Origin of the sequence: Paenibacillus sp. B2(2019) (genome assembly GCF_008370385.1) — a bacterium.
Lineage (GTDB): Bacteria > Bacillota > Bacilli > Paenibacillales > Paenibacillaceae > Paenibacillus_AQ.
Genome location: NZ_VTZR01000028.1, coordinates 17,447 through 38,979, shown reverse-complemented (window position 1 = coordinate 38,979; position 21,533 = coordinate 17,447). Strand labels below are relative to the sequence as shown.

Genomic DNA, 21,533 nt, shown 5'->3' with positions numbered 1-21,533 from the left:
GGGGGTGCACCCATGGATTATCAACTATTGTTATTGACTATTGCTGTTTCCTTTATCCTTGCGGTCATTGCCGCTCCGCTCTTCATTCCGCTACTGCGCAGGATGAAATTCGGACAGCAGGTGCGAGATGACGGACCGCAATCCCATTTAAAGAAAGCGGGAACGCCGACGATGGGTGGTATCGTAATCATCGTGGCTTTTACATTGGCTTATCTGAAATTTTCCGTGGTGAATAACGATTTCTACGTACTACTAGTGGCTACGCTTGGTTTTGGACTGATCGGATTTTTGGATGATTATATCAAAATCGTATTCAAGCGTTCTTTGGGCCTTACGGCGCGTCAAAAATTGTTCGGGCAGCTGTTGGTAGGTGCTGTGATGTGCGGTCTGCTGATTTCTGCAGGACATAGCACAAGTATCAGCGTTCCGGGTACTGACTTCAGCTTTGACTGGGGAGGATTTTTCTACTATCCATTCATTATTATTATGATGATGGCAGTAACGAATGCTGTTAACTTTACCGATGGAGTAGATGGTTTGCTGTCTGGAGTAAGTGCTATTGCTTTGGCCGCTTATGCTGTTGTAGCGATGCAGGCTACGTCAATTGCAGCTGGCGTGTGTGCAGCGGCAATGATCGGGGCCGTTCTTGGATTTCTGGTCTTTAATGCCCATCCAGCTAAGGTGTTCATGGGGGATACCGGTTCATTTGGTATTGGCGGCGCGATAGGTGCGATTGCGATTGTCACAAAGAGCGAACTGCTGTTTTTAATTATTGGCGGTGTGTTTGTGGTGGAAATGTTATCTGTCGTGATACAGGTGGTTTCTTTCAAAACCCGTGGCAAACGTGTATTCAGAATGAGCCCGATTCACCATCATTTTGAACTTGGTGGCTGGTCGGAATGGCGTGTGGTAATTTCGTTCTGGGCGGTAAGCTTGATATTAGCCGCTGTTGGACTATTTATTAGCAAGGGGTTGTAGCGAATGAAACATCCAGATATGTATCGTGGTGAAGAAGTTGTGGTTCTTGGGCTCGCAAAAAGCGGTGTCCAGGTTGCTAAAGTGCTGCATGATCGAGGCGCTGTAGTTACGGTGAACGATAAAAAGGAAAGAGATCAAAGTCCCGAAGCTTCCGAATTGGAATCTTTGGGAATTTGTGTTATAAGCGGTGGGCATCCGGATGGACTGATTCATGAAGGTGTAAGTCTGGTCATTAAGAATCCAGGCATTCCTTATTCTGCGCCTCCTGTGCAAAAGGCTCTTGAGCTTGGCATTGAAGTAGTTACAGAGGTAGAGGTTGCTTACCGTCTTTGTGCAGCGCCGATGATTGGCATCACGGGATCCAATGGCAAGACGACAACGACGACCTGGGTAGGTCAAATGCTGGACGCTGCAGGTATGAATCCGATTGTTGCAGGTAACATTGGCACGCCTCTCTGTGAGGCTGCGCAAGAAGCTACAGAGGATAACTGGATGGTGGTCGAACTCAGCAGCTTCCAGCTCAAAGGTACGGAGACTTTCCGCCCCAAAATAGGTTGTTTGTTGAATATTGCGGAGACCCACCTGGATTATCATGGGAGCATGAAGGATTATGTCGATTCCAAAGCAAAGCTGTTCGCCAATCAAGTAGATACGGATACGGCTGTGCTGAACTGGGACGATCCTTTTTGCCGGGAACTTGTGCCGTATATGAAAGCTACTATTCTTCCGTTCTCTATGTCCGAGGAGCTCACTCATGGTGTGTTTGTTAGCCCATCCTATATTACGGGTCAAGATGACGATCTGAAGCGCCGCATCATCTATCGCGAATCTGCAGACCAAGAAACAATCATTGCTGATGTAGATTCCATTAGCATTCCGGGACGGTTCAACGTGGGAAATGCACTGGCTGCATGTGGAATTGCCATTGCTGCTGGAGCTGACCCCTCTTTATTGGGTGAAGTGCTTGCTTCATTTCGCGGTGTGGAGCACCGGCTGGAGTATGTGGCTGATAAGGCTGGAGCCACTTATTATAATAACTCCAAAGCAACGAACTCCAAAGCGACGATTATGGCATTAACGTCCTTTGAGCGCCCTGTAGTGCTGATCGCTGGTGGATTAGACCGTGGTTCCGATTATTTGGAGCTGCTGCCTGTCCTGAGCGGTCGTGTTAAAGCGCTAGTGGCGTTAGGGGAAACTAAGGACAAGCTAACGAATGTAGCGCAGCTGGCAGGATTAAAGCAGATTATCTCCGTCGATAATGGGGAGAGTGCCGCTGCCGTGCTTGAGCAAGCTGTGCAGGAAGCTTCCGCTCTGGCGGAAGAAGGAGATATCGTTCTTTTGTCTCCTGCCTGTGCAAGTTGGGATATGTTTACATCCTATGAAGAGCGCGGGCGTATTTTTAAAGAGGCGGTGCATAACCTTTAAGTAGGGGGGTGGATAAGCCCCATCCCTACTACGGATGCAAGAGGTGTGCTCCTGATGAACAAAACTCGTCATGCTCCCGATATTTGGTTGCTGATTCCTATTCTATCTTTGCTGGTGATCGGCATGGTGATGGTATACAGCGCCGGGTCCGTTCTGGGCTTCCGCAATTATGGAGATTCGTTTTACTTTGTAAAAAGACAGCTTTTGTTTGCAGGACTGGGACTAGTCGCAATGTTCGTTACGGCGAATACCGATTACAGGGTGCTGAAAAAGCTGGCTAAGCCGGCACTTCTGATCTGCTTTTTCTTACTTGTTATTGTGCTTATCCCTGGTATTGGTGTAGTACGCGGGGGAGCGCGCAGCTGGCTAGGAATTAGCTCCTTCGGGATCCAGCCTTCCGAATTCATGAAGATGGGTATGATTCTATTCTTAGCCAATTGGCTAGGAAAAGAGGAATACGACATCACTTCCTTCACACGCGGCTTGCTCCCACCACTTGCGCTTATTGGGTCAGCTTTCGCGCTGATCATGCTCCAGCCGGATTTGGGTACAGGTACCGTCATGTTTGGTGCAGCCTTGATGATGGTCTTCACAGCAGGGGCTAGAATGAAGCATTTACTTTCACTTGGAGTAGCTGGTGCGGCAGGGTTTGTTGCTTTGATTGCAGCAGCGCCTTACCGGTTGCAGCGGATTACCGCTTTTCTTGATCCTTGGTCCGACCCCCTTGGTGCAGGCTACCAGATCATTCAGTCGTTATATGCGATTGGTCCTGGTGGGCTCGGTGGCCTTGGATTAGGAATGAGTCGGCAGAAGTACAGCTATGTACCTGAGCCACAAACAGATTTTATTTTTTCTATATTGGCCGAGGAGCTGGGGTTTATCGGTGGTTTGGCTGTGTTGATCCTATTTCTTATTCTAATCTGGCGCGGGATGAAGGTGGCGATGAGTCTGCCTGACCGTTTTGGGAGCTATCTGGCCGTTGGCATCGTCTGTATGGTGGCTGTGCAAGTCATTATTAATATTGGTGTTGTTATTGGTCTAATGCCTGTAACGGGCATCACGCTTCCTCTGATTAGCTATGGCGGATCTTCACTTACACTGATGCTAACATCCCTTGGCATTCTATTGAACTTATCCCGTTTTGCGAGGTGAAAGAGATGCGTATCGTATTAAGCGGCGGAGGCACGGGTGGACATATCTATCCTGCGGTCGCTGTTGCTAGGCAAATGGAGTTGGAAGATAGCAAATCTACCTTCCTGTATATTGGTGGAACGCGTGGCTTAGAGAGCAAGCTTGTTCCTCAAGAGAATATCCCTTTCAAATCTATCGACATCACTGGTTTTCGGCGCAAGCTATCCATAGACAATGTCAAGACCGTGATGCGTTTCTTGAAGGGTGTTAAGGCTTCCAAAGAAATGTTAAGAGAATTCAAACCAGATGTTGTGATTGGAACAGGCGGTTATGTGTGTGGTCCAGTCGTTTATGCTGCATCCCGGTTGGGCATCCCTACTTTGATCCATGAACAAAATGCCATACCAGGTCTAACCAATCGCTTTCTGAGTCGGTATGCGAGTACAGTCGCCGTTAGCTTTGAAGGAACAGAGTCCTCTTTTCCGGGCAGCAAAAATGTGATCTATACTGGCAATCCACGTGCCACAACAGTTACTACAGCAAGTCCGCAACGAGGATTCGCATCGCTGGGGATTTCGGATGGCAGTACTGTTGTTTTGGTGGTTGGTGGCAGTCAGGGAGCTAAGGCTATTAATAGAGCCATGATTGAAATGGCCCCAAAAGTGGGTAAGGGTAATGGTGTTCATTATGTGTATGTTACAGGTGAACCTTATTTCGAAGAGACTCGGGCGGAATTGCGTCAAAAGCTGGGTAGCATACCAAACTGGTTGCATGTCCTTCCTTACGTTCATAATATGCCAGAGGTGTTGGCTTGTACCTCCTTGATCGTTAATCGGGCGGGAGCCTCTTTTCTCGCTGAGATTACAGCGCTGGGTATTCCCTCTGTACTCATTCCATCTCCTAATGTGACGAATAACCATCAGGAGGCGAATGCAAGACAGTTGGAGCGTGAAGGTGCTGCTGTGGTGCTGCTTGAGAAAGATTTAAACGGCACGGCACTATATGAGGCGGTTCAAAAAATCATCGGAACTGAAGCCGTGCGTGAGCAGATGTCCGTGGCCTCCAAACGACTCGGCAAAAGAGATTCTGCGGCAGTAATCACAAGCGAGCTCCGAAGACTTGCGGGTAAGAAGTCTTAAGATATCATCGTTTTCCATACGGGTTTTCCTTATTGGCAGCTCTCTGTCACACACTTGGAGGAACGAACATAGGATAATCCTATAATCGTGACAATCACCCAGGACACTTCCAAACCTGAGATGTAGTGCAGGATATTCTTGTACATTTCATATGAGCTTGTAACGGAAGTGTTTGTGGTGGGTGAGCGGTAATCTCGGAGGTGATACATTGGACAAATTGGTGATTGAGGGTGGAAGTCCCCTGTCAGGCACCATTCGTATCCATGGAGCAAAAAATGCGGCGCTGCCGATTCTAGCGGCAAGCCTGCTGGCCGAAGGAGTTCACTCACTGCATAATGTGCCGAAGCTGCTGGACATCGAGACTATGCTAGACATCCTAGATCGGCTGGGCTGCAGGTGCGTGCATCAAGAGGATACGGTGACGATAGATACGTCTGCCGTCGGGACATCTCATATCCCTGAGGATTTAATGCGGCAGATGAGATCTTCCATTTTTCTAATGGGACCGCTGTTATCCAGATTTGGAGAGGTAACGATCTATCAGCCTGGGGGCTGTGCGATCGGAGAGCGTAAAATCGATCTTCATCTACAGGGACTTAAGGCGTTAGGGGCGGAGATCGAGGAAAGCAACGGAAGAATATTCTGTCGGGGTTCTAAGCTTATAGGGAGTGATATTCATCTCGACTATCCAAGTGTAGGAGCAACGGAGAATATTATGATGGCTGCCGCAAAGGCAGAGGGAACAACAACAATATCGGGGGCAGCGAGAGAGCCGGAGATACAGGACCTACAGCAGTTTCTAAATAGCATGGGTGCTCAGATTATCGGTGCAGGTACGGACACCATCACAATTCAAGGGGTGAAAAACCTATATCCCTGTACGTACGAGGTGATACCTGATCGGATTGTGGCTGGAACCGTAATGATTGCTGCGGCAGCTACACGAGGAAATGTGACTTTGACACATGCCAATGCGGGGCATCTGACTTCGCTTATTCATGTGCTCAAGCGGGCTGGTGTTCAAATCACAGTGTGCAATGATATAATTAATATCAGTTGTATGGGGCGTCCACGTGCTGTTGAGAGAATTGTGACTTCTCCTTATCCTTCTTTCCCAACCGATCTGCAATCTCAGGTCATGGTGCTGTTGTCTCTCGCTGATGGCTTCAGTGTAATCAAGGAGACGGTGTTTGAGGGACGATTCAAGCATGTTGAAGAAATGGCGCGGATGGGCGCTGATATTTCTATTGATTTGAATCGTGCGTTTATTCGCGGCGTTCAGAGATTGTATGGTGCTACTGTGGAAGCTACTGACTTGCGTGCAGGTGCGGCTCTGGTCATTGCTGGGCTTGCTGCACAAGGGACTACAGTCGTTGAGCAAGCACACCATATTGACCGCGGGTATGATGGAATAGAGAAGCTGTTTCAGAAGCTTGGCGCGCGCATAAGCCGCAAGGTACCCGTACCGGATCCACTTGATTTGGCCAATTAAAGCTCCCTGTCTCCTTCAGTTCTACCAAGGAAGGAGACAGGGCCTTATTACGGAGATATGAGAATGACAACAACCCGATTACCTCTTCTTAAAGAGGACAAGCCTAAGAAAAAAATGAGCCGTAAGATTACGGCGATCCTGCTGCTACTGTTCACTGCGCTTCTTGCTGTGATTTTTTTCAGATCGTCTATTAGTCACATTACAGTGATAGATTTTCAGGGAAGCAAGTATTCTACTAGTGAGGAATTACTCTCGCAAAGTGGAATTCATATAGGTGGACAATTCTTTGCCGTTTCTACGAAGTCTGTGGAACAATCTCTGCTGGAGCTTAAGACGGTTAAGGCTGTGGCCGTAAAGAAGGATTTCCCCGGGGTAATCACAGTGAAGATTGAAGAATTCCCTGCGGTGGCCTATGAACTGGAACAGGGCGGCATCTTGAAGGCGATTCTGTCGAGTGGAGCAGCGGTGACTGTTAATGAGACTGGTATTGCTGTAGAGAAACCTATATTAACCAACTGGGATCCAGCTGATCCTAATAAGGCTATCCTATGCCAAACGCTTGGAAGCATTTCTAATGAATTGACAAGTGATATCTCTGAGATTGTTCCCTCGCCAACCTTGTCATTTCCGGATCGTATCAAGCTCTATACTAGATCCCGTTTCGAGGTGATCACTTCCATCTCTTTATTGAAGAGCAAAGTGTCATACTTGAATCAGGTAATAGAGACAAAGGAGCCTGGACTTATCACGATGCTTGAAGCCGACTCGTATGTTCCTTTTCAGGTCGAAAGTGAGGAGCAAAAGGGCGATGAGCAAAAAGATGTGCAAGAGTAGAGTAGAGGTAAATAGTCCCTACTAATAGAGTTCAAAAAATGCTACAATCGGAGTTACGGGCAAGAAGCTATATCCCTCTTTTTTCTTCGATTTTTTTGAAATATAATCTTTTATATGGTTAGTAATAACCAAATAGGTATATATTTCTTGTGATAATTATCATTCTTATAAAAATTATGAGTAACTAATCACATTTAGGGATGTTGGAATATTATTCCGTTCAAAAAATTTGTAGAAAAAAGAGGGAAAGGGTTAGGTATGTTGAATATGTACAGAGAAGTTTCCCGGGACCGGGAAAAGGTTATGCAAATTATTTCGATTATAACAGGAGGTGCCATAGGACTTGAGCAACAATGACATCATTGTTAGTTTGGACATCGGTACATCCAAAGTTCGGGCAATAATTGGGGAAGTTACCAATGGAACCTTTAATATTATTGGCGTTGGATCTGCTGATTCGGAAGGAATACGTAAAGGCGCGATTGTAGATATCGACCAAACTGTGCAATCGATCAAAAGTGCTATAGATCATGCAGAGCAAATGGTGGGTATTCAAATATCAGAAGTTTATGTAGGCATTTCCGGTAATCATATTGGCCTGCAATCCAGCCACGGTGTCGTGGCCGTTCAGAATGAGGATCGTGAAATCGGTGAGGATGATATCGATCGCGTTATTAAAGCTGCGGAAGTCATCGCTATGCCTCCGGAGCGAGAAGTGATTGATGTTGTTCCTAAACAATTTATCGTCGATGGTCTCGAAGGTATTCAGGACCCGCGCGGGATGATTGGTGTTCGACTAGAAGTGGACGCAACCATCATTACGGGTGCTAAGACGCCAATACATAATCTACTACGATGTGTTGAGAAATCAGGGCTGAAAGTGAAGGATCTTGTGCTGATGTCTCTTGGTGCTGGTGGATTGGCGCTGTCCAAAGACGAGAAATCGATGGGATCTGTTCTGGTTGATATCGGGGCCGGGTCGACAACGATAGCCATATACGAAGAAAGTTCCCTTTGTGCAACCTCTACGATTCCGATCGGCGGAGAATTTGTAACTAATGACATTGCATACGGACTACGTACACTTACTGATCAAGCGGAGAAAGTAAAGCTAAAGTATGGTTGCGCATGGATTGACGATGCAGCCTCTGACGTTGTCTTCAAGGTGCTGCGCATTGGCAGTAATGTAGAGAAGGAATTTAACCAAGAGGATTTAGCGGCAATTATCGAACCACGGGTGCAAGAAATCTTCCATCTGATTAAACAGGAAGTGAAACGGCTTGGTTACAGTGAACTACCTGGAGGTTATATATTAACGGGTGGAACTGTTTCGATGCCTGGCGTATTAAAGGCGGCTCAGACTGAACTGGCTGCATCTGTACGCATCGCTGTACCGGATTATATCGGTGTACGGGACCCTGGGTTTACCGGAGGTGTTGGTATCCTGCATAATGTTGTCCGTAGCTTCCGTGGAAGAAGCAGTGGTGGAAGCAGCAACAAAAAGACGGTCAACCGGAGTAAGCAGAACGCCACTCCAAATCAGGAAACGGTTCAGAAGACCGGGTTTGTCGAGCGTCTAAAGAACATGTTCAGCGAGTTTATATAAGTGTAAGTCCAGATATACTTGGACCGGCCATCCAAGCACATTGAGGGGGAGATGGAACAATATGTTAGAATTTGATTTTGAAATGGAGAGCTTGGCGCAAATAAAAGTCATCGGCGTAGGCGGCGGAGGTAGTAATGCTGTCAACCGGATGATTGAAAATGGCGTTCAGGGTGTAGAATTTATTACGGTTAATACAGACGCCCAAGCGTTGCATATGGCCAAATCGGAGCACAAGCTGCAAATCGGGGACAAGCTGACCCGCGGGTTGGGTGCAGGAGCTAATCCTGAAGTCGGTAAGAAAGCAGCGGAAGAATCCCGTGACTTGATCTCTAATACCCTTAAGGGCGCAGATATGGTGTTTGTTACTGCAGGGATGGGTGGCGGTACAGGAACAGGTGCAGCACCAGTTATAGCTGAGATTGCTAGAGAGTGTGGAGCCTTGACTGTGGGGGTAGTTACTCGCCCGTTCACTTTTGAAGGAAGAAAACGTTATAACCAGGCAATGCTTGGAATCGAAGCTTTGAAAGAAAAAGTCGACACGCTAATCGTCATTCCAAATGACCGTTTGCTTGAGATCGTTGATAAGAAAACACCGATGTTGGAAGCTTTCCGTGAAGCAGATAATGTTCTCCGGCAGGCTGTTCAAGGTATCTCTGACCTAATTAAGGTTCCTGGTCTGATTAACCTTGACTTTGCGGATGTAAAGACGATCATGACAGAGCGCGGTTCAGCGCTTATGGGTATTGGTATTGCAAATGGTGAGAACCGTGCGTCTGAAGCAGCACGTAAAGCCATCATGAGCCCACTCTTGGAAACGTCTATTGAAGGCGCCCGCGGCGTAATCATGAACATTACGGGAGGATCCAACCTCTCTCTATATGAAGTTAATGAAGCGGCTGAGATCGTTACATCCGCCTCTGATCCTGAAGTGAATATGATCTTTGGTGCGATTATTGATGAAGGCCTGAAGGATGATATCAAAGTAACAGTAATTGCTACTGGCTTTGAACATAAACCATCGCCTGAAACTCCAGGACGTCGTCCGGTCTCGACGAATAACGAGCCTGCGGCAGCACCGGATAAGAGTTCAGCTAATTTACGTCCTTTCGGCAATCAGAGTTCTTCTGACCAGCTCGATATTCCGACGTTCCTGCGTAATCGTACTCGGGGCAACAATGACTAATTAAATAGAATCAAGATTATACGAGAACACCGTATCGCTTAGCTGATTAGCTATAGCGGTACGGTGTTTTTTTGCGTAAATGTAATAAGGATCAAGCAAGACTATGAACGGGACTGTGTAGCTCCAAGGGGGTGATGGTTGACTAAGTAGTTACAGTAGGTGGTAACTGGTAGTCGGAGAGCGGAAAGCGGCAACCATTAACCATCGGATAATCCTGCAAAAATACAGTATTTAATAATAAGTAGATGGTTGAAGCGTTGATTCCTGCGAATCTGCAGTAATTCCTGCGCCAAATAAAGATTTCTAGCCAAAAGTGTGGATAATCCTGTATATTTGCAGTTTTTGGACTTCATGAAGCGGAGTTTTGCACAAAAAGTTGTATATTTGCAGGATTCCTCTATTCCATTAAATGATCCAGCGAATGATGGAGCGAATGACGCAGTGAATAAAAGATATAAGAAATTCCATAAAGAAGGAATAAATCCCCACGCGCTATAACTCGACAAAAAAACCGTAAGAATGCCCCCCAAGTTTAGACAGACTTTGAATGCGAGACTTTCTATACTAATCATATCGTCCAAAAACAGAGCCTGATCCAATTTGGCTAGAGGATAGATTCCGCCATTAAGCAGGTGAATGCACTGGTTGTTTATATTGACTTGATATTCGCCGCCAATCTAGTGATCGACGGAATTCTTTTGTGGCTGACAGGCTGGATGGTTAAGCTGAGAATCTCATGGTGGCGTTTAATCCTCTCAGCTCTCGTTGGCGCACTGTATGTAGTGATGATGTTTGTACCGGAGCTGTCTTTCATGTATACCTTCCTTATCAAGTTTGGATTGTCGGTGGTTATGTTATGGATTGCCTTTGGTTTTGGGAGTCTGCAAAGCTACCTTCGCACTATGGGAGCTTTCTATATTATCAATTTTGCAGCCGCAGGTGGAATTGTTGGTATTCACTATTTGCTGCAGAGCTCCAGCGACATTTGGAATGGTATTATGTTCACTGCTTCAGGAGGGCATGCCTACGGCTTAAAGATCGGCTTTTGGTTTGTCATTGCAGTATTCCCCCTGGTGTTAATCTGCTTCAAGGCAGTGCATTCTTCACGAATCAGAAGGGAGCAGCTTGAAACCTATATCGGTGAGGTGGTTGTTGAAATTGATGGTGTAAGTGTTTCCTGTCCTGGCCTGTTAGACACAGGTAATCGTCTCTGTGATCCTTTGACCCGCATACCGGTGATGGTGATGGAATCGACGCTCTGGGAGGGGCATCTGCCTGCTGCATGGAAAGGGAGACTCACTCAGGATGGTGCGGACAGACTTTTGCTAGAAACGGACGGGCAGTCGTTTGCTTGGCAGGATAGGATGCGACTAGTACCTTACAGGGGGATTAACCGAGGGGCATCATTTATGCTCGCACTGAAGCCAGACCTTGTGACGATAAAGCTCGGTGAAGATATCTTTTATAGTAAAAGAGTCTTAATTGGGCTGGATGGCGGGACACTCTCAGGAGATGGAGCCTATCGGGCGGTCATACATCCGGATTTAACTCAAAAAGAGAGCGCCACTGATGCAGCACTACCTTCCTAATCTTTAAAGCTAGCTGAACCAAACTTCTGATGGCTGAAAGCGGGAATTAAAAGCTTCATACGCTAACCGTGTACTTCTTGGAGGAGGAACAATAATGGTCAAATGGAAAATTGCTCTGCAGCTGCAATATTACCGCATGCTGTTTCTACTGGGGCTGAAGAGTCAGGAAATCTATTATATCGGCGGGAGCGAGGCTCTACCTCCACCCCTGACACGGGAAGAAGAAGAGTATCTGCTTCAGCGGCTATCTAGCGGCGATGCTGCTGTTCGTGCGATGCTGATTGAGCGTAACCTGCGCCTCGTAGTGTATATCGCTCGTAAATTTGAGAATACCGGAATCAATATTGAAGACCTGGTTTCGATAGGGGCTATCGGATTAATTAAGGCGGTTAACACTTTTGATCCCGAGAAAAAAATAAAACTAGCAACATATGCATCACGTTGCATAGAGAATGAAATTTTGATGTATCTGCGGCGTAATAGCAAGACACGGAGTGAGGTTTCTTTTGATGAGCCTCTTAATATCGATTGGGATGGTAATGAGTTGCTGCTCTCAGATGTTTTAGGGACGGAAAATGATACCATCTATCGGAACATTGAAGAACAGGTCGATCGCAAGCTGCTGCAAAAGGCGCTGGAAAAGCTGAGCGAACGGGAAAGACTCATTATGGAGCTGCGTTTCGGACTGCGTGGGGGCGAAGAAAAGACGCAAAAAGATGTGGCGGATCTGCTCGGAATTTCCCAATCCTACATTTCTCGTCTGGAGAAACGAATTATTAAGCGGCTGCGTAAGGAGTTTAACAAGATGGTGTAAGGTGAAATTAGCAAGGAATAAAATGGCCAACCCGGGAGATAATGTACAGTAATGTTTCTCCTTGGGAGGTAAATCATCATGACCCGAAATAAAGTCGAGATTTGCGGTGTGGATACTGCTAAGCTGCCTGTTCTAACGAATGTGGAAATGCGGCAACTGTTCACTTCGCTGCAGCAGCTGGGCGAGCGATCCGCCAGAGAGAAATTGGTAAATGGTAATCTTAGGCTCGTTCTAAGTGTTATCCAGAGGTTCAATAATAGGGGAGAATTTGTTGACGATTTGTTCCAGGTGGGCTGCATCGGTCTGATGAAAGCCATCGATAATTTCGATTTATCACAAAACGTTAAGTTCTCCACATATGCGGTTCCGATGATTATTGGTGAGATCCGCCGTTACTTGCGTGATAACAATCCGATTCGAGTATCGCGTTCACTCAGAGACATTGCTTATAAGGCGCTGCAGGTACGCGATAGTCTGACCAATCAGAATTCGCGGGAACCGACGATATTCGAAATCTCTGAAGCACTTGGCGTACCGAAGGAAGATGTAGTCTTTGCCCTTGATGCTATTCAGGATCCAGTGTCCTTATTCGAACCGATCTATCATGACGGTGGCGATCCTATTTATGTAATGGACCAGATTAGCGATGATAAGAATAAGGATGTGTCGTGGATCGAAGAAATCGCCTTACGTGAAGCGATGCGTAAGTTAGGTCAAAGGGAGAAACGAATTTTATCCATGCGGTTTTTCGAAGGGAAAACACAGATGGAGGTCGCAGATGAGATTGGCATCTCACAGGCACAGGTCTCACGTCTAGAGAAATCTGCGATTCAGCAAATGCAAAAGCATGTGAAGTCTTAAATCGTCTGAAATGAGGAGATATCCAGAATCCGTGATAAGGATTTTGGGTGATCTCCTCTTTTTAATGTTTCAGGAAGTATATATTGAGCCCCACGAAAAGTACCTTGGTAAGCATCTAAGCATAGCCTCACTTTGTGGGGATATTTCATGCATGTGGCCAAGCTTTCATAACATATATTGGACTATAGGTCTGATTGTACAGGGGTGGTGAGATGAACGAGGATTATTTAGGATCAGCCAAAAAAATGAAAATCTCTGATTTTCAGACTAAGGACGTTATTAACATTGTGGACGGCAAGCGGCTGGGCCAAATCAGTGACTTAGAGCTTGATTTACGCCGAGGTGTCATTGATGCAATCGTAATTCCCGGATACACTCGGTTTATGGGGTTGTTCGGAGGCGGAACCGATCTGATTATTCCATGGCGAAATATTGTCAAAATCGGATCTGATGTAGTGCTTGTGAAGATTGAAGAATCAAGAATGCCTCAAGGGCAGGACGAGCGAGAAACGATGTATTTGGAACGAGGGGACCGAGGCGAACGGCGCACTTATTAATTAGGTGCGTTTTTTGTTTTTTATAAAATGATTCGAAATGGCATGACTTAAAAGTTAGTAAATTTGATGTTCTAGCTTAAGCGGCATTTTGTAGGGGTATTTACATGTGGTACACTAAGGCGGAGGTGAGGATATGGAACCGTTTGTGCAGGGGAAGGAAACACTTATGCTGCTCCATCTGGAGCCTTGGCGTGTGGAGCATAGAGAAATTACAGCGGGTTTTACGGGTAGACAGGGAGGGGCTAGCAAAAAGCCTTATGACAGCCTGAATTGTGCATTTCATGTTGGGGATGCTCCGGAAGATGTCTTAACGAATCGTAGGGTGCTTGCGGAAGCTCTTGATTTCAAGCCGGAAGCTTGGACCTGTGGGGAACAAACCCATGGAGCAGAAATAGCAGTGGTAAGGGAAGACGATCGTGGGCGGGGTCAAAAGGATAGAACCTCGGCATTTCAGGCAACCGATGGTTTGCTTACAGATGTACCGGGAGTTTTGCTGACTTCTTTTTATGCGGATTGTGTACCCCTTTATTTTTATGATCCTGTGCACCAAGTCGTCGGTCTTGCCCATGCTGGCTGGAAGGGAACTGTGGCCCAGATTGCAGCCGCTATGGTGAGTAAAATGGAGACCATTTACGGAAGCCATGCGCAGGACATTATTGCAGCGATCGGACCATCCATTGGTGACTGCTGTTATGAGGTGGACGATTATGTGATGGAGCATGTTCATCGACTGGAAGGTGATCTGAGTAAGCCAACAGAAACAGCCAGTACTGTGGAGCTGTACAGAACATCTGACACAGATGAGAACAAATACATGCTAAACTTGAAAGAAATGAATCGACGCATTATGATTAAAGCAGGAATATTGCCGACTCATATCGAATGTACATCTTGGTGTACAAGCTGTAATCAAGATTTGTTCTTTTCTTATCGTAAAGAAGATGGGGTTACAGGCAGGATGACGAGCTGGATCGGAATAAAGGAGAGTTGAAAGTTGGCTTTAACACTGCAGGAGAGAATTGCTGAGGTAGAGGAACGTGTAGCACGTGCCTGCGCGGCAAGCGGCCGGGATCGAAATGACGTCAAGGTAATTGCAGTGACGAAATATGTTTCTCTGGAAATGGTGTCCTCCGTATTGGAGGCAGGCCTGGAGCATATTGCCGAGAGTCGCTGGCAGGATGCTGAGCACAAATGGAAGGTTTTAGGGGACCAAGGGACATGGCATTTTATCGGGCATTTGCAGACCAATAAGGTTAAAGACGTTATTGGCAAGTTTCAATATATACACTCTTTGGACCGGATATCTCTGGCACAAGAATTACACAAAAAGGCGATTGCCGCAGATCAAGAAGTGAATGTCTTTCTTCAAGTAAACATCTCTGGAGAAGATACGAAATTTGGTCTGTCGCCTGAGGCGGTACCTGGATTTTTGCGTGAAATTGCTAGTCTAGACCGTGTAAAAGTAATTGGACTAATGACGATGGCACCTTTAGAAGGTGATCCGGAGCTTACCCGCCCTGTATTTCGCGGACTTCGTGAGCTGCGCGATGAGCTCAATCAACTTGCTTTGACACCTGAACCGATTACGGAGCTATCAATGGGAATGTCGAATGATTTTGAAGTGGCGATACAGGAAGGAGCCACCTGGGTACGCCTAGGTACGGTGTTAGTAGGCCATTAGGAGGGATCGTGATGAGCGTTATGAACCGATTTATGAGTTTTTTGGGCTTGCAGGAGGAAGAAGAAGTTGTGGAGCGGGAGCAAATCCACGAAGAGGATGAGTATGAGCCAGCCCCTGTCGAAACCCGCAAAAATCAAAGGGGCAACGTTGTCAGTATCCATTCGCAGAAGAATGTAAAAGTTGTACTTTATGAGCCACGTTCGTACGATGAGGCTCAGGAAATTGCGGACCATCTCCGTTCTCACCGGACGGTAGTGATCAATCTTCAGCGTGTCCGTAATGATCAGGCAATGAGAATTATTGATTTTTTAAGTGGAACCGTTTATGCCCTTGGGGGAGGAATCTCTAAAATTGGGGGCAATATATTTATGTGCACGCCAGATACCGTTGAAATTCAAGGTGCCATTACGGAAATCCTAGGTGACGATCCAGACTATAACAGAATGAGGTGAATGAGCTTTGCCCCAAATTGATTACATTATTGATATGCTGTTTAATATTTATTTTTACATGATTATTTTCTACGTACTGATGTCGTGGTTACCAAACGTTCGTGAGAACTTTATCGGAGAACTGCTGAGCAAGCTTGTTGAGCCGTATTTGACACCATTTCGTCGGTTTATTCCGCCACTCTTTGGTACGCTTGATATTTCCCCGATCATTGCACTATTCGTCTTGGAATTTGCGGCAGGTGGACTCAAATCCATTTTGCACTTAATTTTTTAGGCAGAAGTGATGAAGACAGAAGTTTACGGGCATTTTCATCCCGATGAAAGACAATTTGTGGACAAGGCTTGGGAATGGGTTACCCATGCTGGAGAATATCATGAGACGAAACTGACCGAATTTCTAGATCCGCGCCAAGGATTTATTCTGCAAAGTCTGGTCAATCGACATCCAGATGTTATCGTTAGATGGGAAGGCGGCCACCCTGAGGCAGAGCGGAAGCGAGCACTCATTGCGCCTGATTACCGTGATCTGGATCATGAGGACATGGAGCTGAGCGTTCTTGCGATAACCTCTGGTGAGCAAAAGTTTCTGGCGTTAGAGCATGGGGACTACATGGGCTCTATTCTGGGTCTTGGAGTAAAACGTGGAAAAATCGGTGATATTCATGTTCTGGACGATGGTTGTCATGTGGTAGTAGCTGCAGATATTGCAGATTATTTAGACATGAATTTAACTGGAGTACACCGAATACAGGTGAGCACGGAGGTATTGCCACTTTCTGCCTTGCGTAATAGTGAGGTGAAGCTGGAAATGATGGATTTGACTGTAGCGTCCCTACGATTGGATGGCATAGCCGCAGATGTAACACGGCTTAGTCGAAGCAAAATTCTTGCTCCCATCAAGGCTGGGCGCGTTCGGGTAAATTGGAAAGTGGAAGAAGACCCTTCCTGCGGACTTAAAGATGGTGACATGGTATCTATTCAAGGATTTGGTCGATTCAAGGTTCTAGAGGTTGGTAGTTTGACGAAAAAGGGCCGATACCGTGTTCAGGTTGGTAAATTTGTGTGAATCCCTTGCAGGAATCCGGCTTTACTTGTCGAAATTGATTATTTCGAGGGAATCAAACATTTTTAAAGCAGGACGCCGATATTTTATAAAAGAGGCGAACCATGAATGGCAGTTGGAACGTCGATACATCCTCTGCCTTTACTTGAAGTACAGTCTTTCTTCTTTGTCTGCTGCGCAGGTATGGTTCAGAGACTTAGAAGGTCCGAAATTTCTAGGAGGTGCACAGCATGCCATTAACACCGCTCGATATACATAACAAGGAGTTCTCTCGGAGACTTCGCGGTTATGATGAGGACGAGGTCAACGAATTTCTGGATCAAGTAATTAAGGATTACGAAAGTGTCATCCGTGAGAACAAAGAGCTGCAGAATCAGCTTTTGTCCATTCAAGAGCGTTTAGATCATTTTGTGAATATTGAAGAGAGTTTATCGAAAACGATCTTAGTCGCTCAGGAAGCGGCGGATGATGTGAAGAACAACTCCAAGAAGGAATCGCAGCTCATTATCAAGGAAGCGGAAAAGAACGCGGATCGGATTATTAACGAAGCGTTATCCAAATCCCGTAAGGTTGCTATTGAGACTGAAGAATTGCGTAAGCAAGCTTCGATCTATCGCACTCGTTTCCGCACATTGGTGGAAGCACAGCTCGAGCTGTTGTCACAGGATGACTGGAATGCCTTGGAGAGTCGTGAGGCAAGCGAGAACGTAACCTTTAAGGATGATGTTCTACATCGTATCTAATGCATTATGATGAATGAATGCTGATTGAATTTATAGGGGGGAATTCCCTCTAATTTATAATTTCATGCTATAATCGGCTAAATAGAGGGAGTTATTCCCTCTATTTTTATTTTCCGCTAAAATCGATCATAATAAAGTATTCCGCCTGCACATGTATACTCCTAATTGCGGATTTGGCTAGCGGTTGTTGACATTTAGACTTAAAAAGTCTATAAATAGAACATATCTGTATAATGTTTATATGTATTCGATGACGGGACAAGTACGACAAGGTAACGTTCTCCAGAGAGTCGGCGATTGCTGAGAGCCGATTGTTCGAACCCTGCCGGAAGATCTTCCCCTAGAAGTTAAGCTGAAGCGTTGATCGTGCGTAAGCTTAGCCGTCCGCCGGACGTTACACCGGACCTGTGCATGAGATTTACGCGCAGGACTGAGATTGTGCTGAATACACTCCCCTTAAGGATGTGCTCATGCGCAGAATTAGGGTGGTATCGCGAGCGTTGTCTCGCCCCTTTGGGGGTGAGATGACGCTTATTTTGTTGTTCCGGGGTGGCCATCCCTCTTTCTAAGGGGGACCCCAAAGGGCTGCCGCCCTCTGGACACCCGTAATGTAAAGGCTTGTGCAAACGGGTACGGTGGTGGAAGCGAACGGACTCAGGTGGCTGAAGGAGCGGCCCTTCTTAGGCTCCCCTGGCGGGTTCGCCTGCGGGGCCTTCACTGCTAGAGCAGACCGGCGTTTCACTCGCCGGTCCCAGTGGCACCCCGAGCCAGTGCTGCCCTGCGGGATCGCGGCTCGGGTACCGAAGGCAAGAGCTGAACCAGACTGCCCAAGGATCGAAAAGAGCTTTACAGACTAAACCATGAAAGGATTGACCAACACATGCAAAAAGTAGATGTCAAAGAAAAAGCGCGGGCAAGAGATGTCCGCATACTCAAGAAATGGAGCGACGAAAATACGTTCCGTAAATCGATGGAGAATCGTGAAGGACGTCCGAACTATGTATTTTACGAAGGTCCTCCAACAGCGAACGGTGCACCGCATATCGGGCACGTGCTGGGCCGTGTAATCAAGGATTTCATCGGTCGTTACCAAACGATGAAAGGTTACCGCGTGGTACGTAAAGCGGGCTGGGATACACACGGTTTGCCAGTAGAACTAGGCGTACAAAAGAAGCTTGGCATCTCCGGCAAACAAGAGATCGAGGAATATGGCGTAGAAAAATTCATTCAGGAATGTAAAGACAGCGTCTTCGGTTATGAGAAGCAATGGCGCGAGTTTACAGAGGGTATCGGATACTGGACGGATCTAGATAATCCTTACGTAACTTTGGATAACACGTATATCGAGAGCGTGTGGAACATCTTGGCTACTGTACATGACAAAGGGTTGCTCTACCGCGGACATCGGGTTAGTCCTTACTGCCCAAGCTGTCAGACTACCCTAAGCTCCCATGAAGTAGCCCAAGGCTACAAGACTGTCAAGGATCTCAGTGCGACTGCAAAGTTCAAACTGGATGACAGTGGAGACTACGTACTAGCTTGGACGACTACACCTTGGACGCTGCCAGCACATATGGCGTTAGCCATGAACCCTGACATGGATTATGTACGTGTACAACAAGAAGACGGTATCTACATTGTTGCCAAAAATTTGGTGGAGGAAGTAATGAAAGGCGAGCACACAGTCCTTTCTACACATAAAGGTTCCGAGTTTATCGGCAAAACCTACGCTCCTCCATTCGGATACATCAAGGCAGAGAAAAGCAATGTCATCGTAGGTGCTTCCTTCGTTACAGATTCCAGTGGTACTGGGATCGTACACATGGCACCAGCGCATGGTGAAGATGACTATAAGACTTGCCGCGAGAACGGCATCAGCTTCGTGAACGTGGTTGATAATTCCGGTAAGTATACGGATGTAGTGTCTGATTTTGCTGGACGCTTCGTGAAAGATTGCGATTTGGATATCGTTAAAGCTTTGTCTGAAAAAGGACTGCTTTACGGCAAAGAAAAATACGAGCACAGCTATCCGTTCTGCTGGCGTTGTGATACACCACTCTTGTACTACGCAACAGACAGCTGGTTCATAAACACTACAGCGATCAAAGATCAGCTGATTGCTAACAACAACAGTGTAGATTGGTATCCTGATCATGTACGTGAAGGCCGTTTCGGGAAGTTCCTGGATGAACTGGTGGACTGGAATATCAGCCGTAATCGTTACTGGGGCACACCGCTTAATGTTTGGGTATGTCAAGAAACGGGCAAAGAGTTCGCTCCACACAGCATTGAAGAACTGAGAGCGATGGCGATTGGCGATGTACCTGAGGATATCGAGCTGCATAAGCCTTTTGTAGATAAGATCAAGCTACGCAGTCCTTTCAGCGAAGGGGCAGAGATGGTTCGCACACCAGAAGTTATCGATGTTTGGTTCGATAGTGGTTCGATGCCATTTGCGCAAAGTCATTATCCATTTGAGAACGAGGATAAGCTGAATGATCAATATCCAGCGGATATGATCTGTGAAGGGATCGACCAGACACGTGGATGGTTCTACAGCTTACTAGCTGTATCTACCTTGTTTAAAGGTAAAGCTCCATATAAAGCTGTTATTGCTCACGGTCATATCCTTGATGAGAATGGTCAAAAAATGTCCAAATCAAAAGGCAATGTTATTGATCCTTGGGATATCATGAACGATTACGGCACGGATGCTTTCCGTTGGGCGATTCTATCCGATAGTGCACCGTGGAATAACAAACGTTTCTCTCGTGGCCTTGTAGGTGAAACCAAATCCAAAGTTGTAGATACACTGGTGAATACGCATGCGTTCTTGACGCTTTATGCAGGCATCGATGGTTATGATCCTGCCGATCATCCTTTTAAAGTATCGGAACATAAGTTGGACCGCTGGATTTTGTCCCGTCTGAACAGCTTGATTCTTTTGGTAGACAAAGGACTTGCAGTTAATGACTTCGTGAATACATCCAAAGGTATTGAGAACTTTATAGATGAGCTGAGTAACTGGTATATCCGTCGTTCCCGTGATCGTTTCTGGGGTAGTGGTCTAGGTGAAGATAAGCTGGATGCTTACCGTACACTGACCCATGTGCTTTTGAAGACAGCGTCTTTGATGGCTCCATTTACACCGATGTTGTCTGAAGATATCTTCACGAATCTTGGCGGTGGAGAAAGTGTGCATTTAGCAGATTATCCGGTTGCTGATGAGAGCTTGATCGATAAAGAGCTGGAAGAGGATATGGAAAGTGCGAGACAAATCGTTGAGCTGGCGCGTAATGTGCGTAACGAAACAGGCATTAAGAATCGTCAACCGCTGTCTGAGCTGATCGTTTCGATGAACCGTGACTTCCATTTGGCTGAGTATGAAGAGATCATCAAAGACGAGATCAACATCAAGAACATCGTGCTAGAGACTAGCGACAGTGGATTTGTTGACTTCACACTCAAGCTGAATCTTAAAGTTGCCGGTAAAAAATACGGTAAAAACGTCGGCTTCCTGCAAGGCTTCCTAAAAGCTTTGGACAGTAACTCTACCCGCAAAGCGGTGCAAGATGGCTCAATCGCGATTGCGACGCCAGAGGGAGAAGAGCTGGTGATCACTTCTGAAGAGCTACTCGTTGAAAAAGAAGCTAAAGCAGGTTTCGCCGCAGCTTCCGGATATGGAATTACGGTTGCGCTCAATACCGAAATCACACCTGAGCTTGAACAAGAAGGCTGGGTTCGTGAGATCATTCGTGCGGTTCAAGATTACCGTAAACGTTTGGATCTGCCGATCGAGAAACGGATCGCACTCACGCTGAGTGTAGACGATGAGCTTAAAGCAGCAGTTACAGCCTTTGAGAATGTATTGCGAGACAATGTACTTGTGACTACGGTTGATTTTGACGGAGAACACGCTTTTGAAACGGTAGATGTCGGTGGTAAATCCATCGGTATCCATATTGAAGTGTAAATCTGCATTACC

General features: G+C 46.4%; 20 protein-coding genes and 1 other annotated feature. All 20 genes read left to right on the top strand.

Features of this window, described 5'->3' with window-relative positions; all coding sequences use genetic code 11:
* Positions 1-12 precede the first annotated feature (12 nt).
* The 20 genes from mraY to ileS all read left to right on the top strand — a co-directional run bounded on the left by mraY (position 13) and on the right by ileS (position 21,521).
* Positions 13-978 carry a phospho-N-acetylmuramoyl-pentapeptide-transferase gene (gene mraY / locus PAENI_RS28460; protein WP_042190854.1) on the top strand — a complete coding sequence of 322 codons (966 nt, stop codon included), beginning with the start codon at positions 13-15 and terminating at the stop codon, positions 976-978.
* A 3-nt stretch (positions 979-981) separates the two neighbouring features.
* The gene (murD, locus tag PAENI_RS28455) at positions 982-2,403 is read left to right on the top strand and encodes a UDP-N-acetylmuramoyl-L-alanine--D-glutamate ligase (protein ID WP_149647593.1); all 1,422 of its coding nucleotides are present in this window, start codon (positions 982-984) and stop codon (positions 2,401-2,403) included.
* A gap of 54 nt (positions 2,404-2,457) precedes the next feature.
* Entirely contained in the window at positions 2,458-3,555 is a 1,098-nt protein-coding gene (spoVE, locus tag PAENI_RS28450) for a stage V sporulation protein E (RefSeq protein WP_042130238.1), read from the top strand.
* 5 nt (positions 3,556-3,560) lie between these two features.
* Positions 3,561-4,673: an undecaprenyldiphospho-muramoylpentapeptide beta-N-acetylglucosaminyltransferase gene (gene murG / locus PAENI_RS28445; RefSeq protein WP_042190850.1), complete on the top strand. Its 1,113-nt coding sequence runs from the start codon at positions 3,561-3,563 to the stop codon at positions 4,671-4,673.
* 208 nt (positions 4,674-4,881) lie between these two features.
* Positions 4,882-6,165, top strand: a complete 1,284-nt coding sequence (murA, locus tag PAENI_RS28440) for a UDP-N-acetylglucosamine 1-carboxyvinyltransferase (protein WP_042190848.1) — start codon at positions 4,882-4,884, stop codon at positions 6,163-6,165.
* Positions 6,166-6,228: 63 nt separating this feature from the next.
* Complete coding sequence (locus PAENI_RS28435; protein WP_042190846.1) at positions 6,229-6,999, top strand: cell division protein FtsQ/DivIB; 771 nt, start codon at positions 6,229-6,231, stop codon at positions 6,997-6,999.
* A 343-nt stretch (positions 7,000-7,342) separates the two neighbouring features.
* Entirely contained in the window at positions 7,343-8,605 is a 1,263-nt protein-coding gene (ftsA, locus tag PAENI_RS28430; protein ID WP_042190844.1) for a cell division protein FtsA, read from the top strand.
* Positions 8,606-8,666: 61 nt separating this feature from the next.
* Positions 8,667-9,788, top strand: coding sequence for a cell division protein FtsZ (gene ftsZ, locus PAENI_RS28425; protein ID WP_042130228.1), 1,122 nt, complete (start codon positions 8,667-8,669; stop codon positions 9,786-9,788).
* A gap of 351 nt (positions 9,789-10,139) precedes the next feature.
* Positions 10,140-10,286, top strand: coding sequence for a hypothetical protein (locus PAENI_RS32390; protein WP_223179028.1), 147 nt, complete (start codon positions 10,140-10,142; stop codon positions 10,284-10,286).
* Positions 10,287-10,429: 143 nt separating this feature from the next.
* Positions 10,430-11,377 carry a sigma-E processing peptidase SpoIIGA gene (gene spoIIGA, locus PAENI_RS28420; protein WP_042194361.1) on the top strand — a complete coding sequence of 316 codons (948 nt, stop codon included), beginning with the start codon at positions 10,430-10,432 and terminating at the stop codon, positions 11,375-11,377.
* A gap of 91 nt (positions 11,378-11,468) precedes the next feature.
* Positions 11,469-12,191 (top strand): RNA polymerase sporulation sigma factor SigE, encoded by a 723-nt coding sequence (gene sigE, locus PAENI_RS28415; protein ID WP_028530613.1) that lies wholly within the window; start codon positions 11,469-11,471, stop codon positions 12,189-12,191.
* A 78-nt stretch (positions 12,192-12,269) separates the two neighbouring features.
* The gene (gene sigG / locus PAENI_RS28410) at positions 12,270-13,052 is read left to right on the top strand and encodes an RNA polymerase sporulation sigma factor SigG (RefSeq protein WP_149647592.1); all 783 of its coding nucleotides are present in this window, start codon (positions 12,270-12,272) and stop codon (positions 13,050-13,052) included.
* 212 nt (positions 13,053-13,264) lie between these two features.
* Positions 13,265-13,609, top strand: a complete 345-nt coding sequence (locus tag PAENI_RS28405; protein WP_076284758.1) for a YlmC/YmxH family sporulation protein — start codon at positions 13,265-13,267, stop codon at positions 13,607-13,609.
* 133 nt (positions 13,610-13,742) lie between these two features.
* Entirely contained in the window at positions 13,743-14,600 is an 858-nt protein-coding gene (pgeF, locus tag PAENI_RS28400) for a peptidoglycan editing factor PgeF (protein ID WP_149647591.1), read from the top strand.
* Positions 14,601-14,603: 3 nt separating this feature from the next.
* Positions 14,604-15,290, top strand: a complete 687-nt coding sequence (locus tag PAENI_RS28395; RefSeq protein WP_042190837.1) for a YggS family pyridoxal phosphate-dependent enzyme — start codon at positions 14,604-14,606, stop codon at positions 15,288-15,290.
* A gap of 11 nt (positions 15,291-15,301) precedes the next feature.
* A complete protein-coding gene (locus tag PAENI_RS28390; RefSeq protein WP_042190833.1) occupies positions 15,302-15,742 on the top strand; it encodes a cell division protein SepF in 441 nt (146 codons plus the stop codon).
* A gap of 34 nt (positions 15,743-15,776) precedes the next feature.
* Complete coding sequence (locus tag PAENI_RS28385) at positions 15,777-16,016, top strand: YggT family protein (protein WP_042194359.1); 240 nt, start codon at positions 15,777-15,779, stop codon at positions 16,014-16,016.
* Between the two features lie 9 nt (positions 16,017-16,025).
* Positions 16,026-16,808 carry a YlmH family RNA-binding protein gene (locus PAENI_RS28380; RefSeq protein WP_042190831.1) on the top strand — a complete coding sequence of 261 codons (783 nt, stop codon included), beginning with the start codon at positions 16,026-16,028 and terminating at the stop codon, positions 16,806-16,808.
* A gap of 227 nt (positions 16,809-17,035) precedes the next feature.
* Positions 17,036-17,548: a DivIVA domain-containing protein gene (locus PAENI_RS28375; protein WP_042130215.1), complete on the top strand. Its 513-nt coding sequence runs from the start codon at positions 17,036-17,038 to the stop codon at positions 17,546-17,548.
* 241 nt (positions 17,549-17,789) lie between these two features.
* Positions 17,790-18,064 (top strand) — a binding site (T-box leader).
* A gap of 364 nt (positions 18,065-18,428) precedes the next feature.
* A complete protein-coding gene (gene ileS / locus PAENI_RS28370; protein ID WP_149647590.1) occupies positions 18,429-21,521 on the top strand; it encodes an isoleucine--tRNA ligase in 3,093 nt (1,030 codons plus the stop codon).
* Positions 21,522-21,533 lie beyond the last annotated feature (12 nt).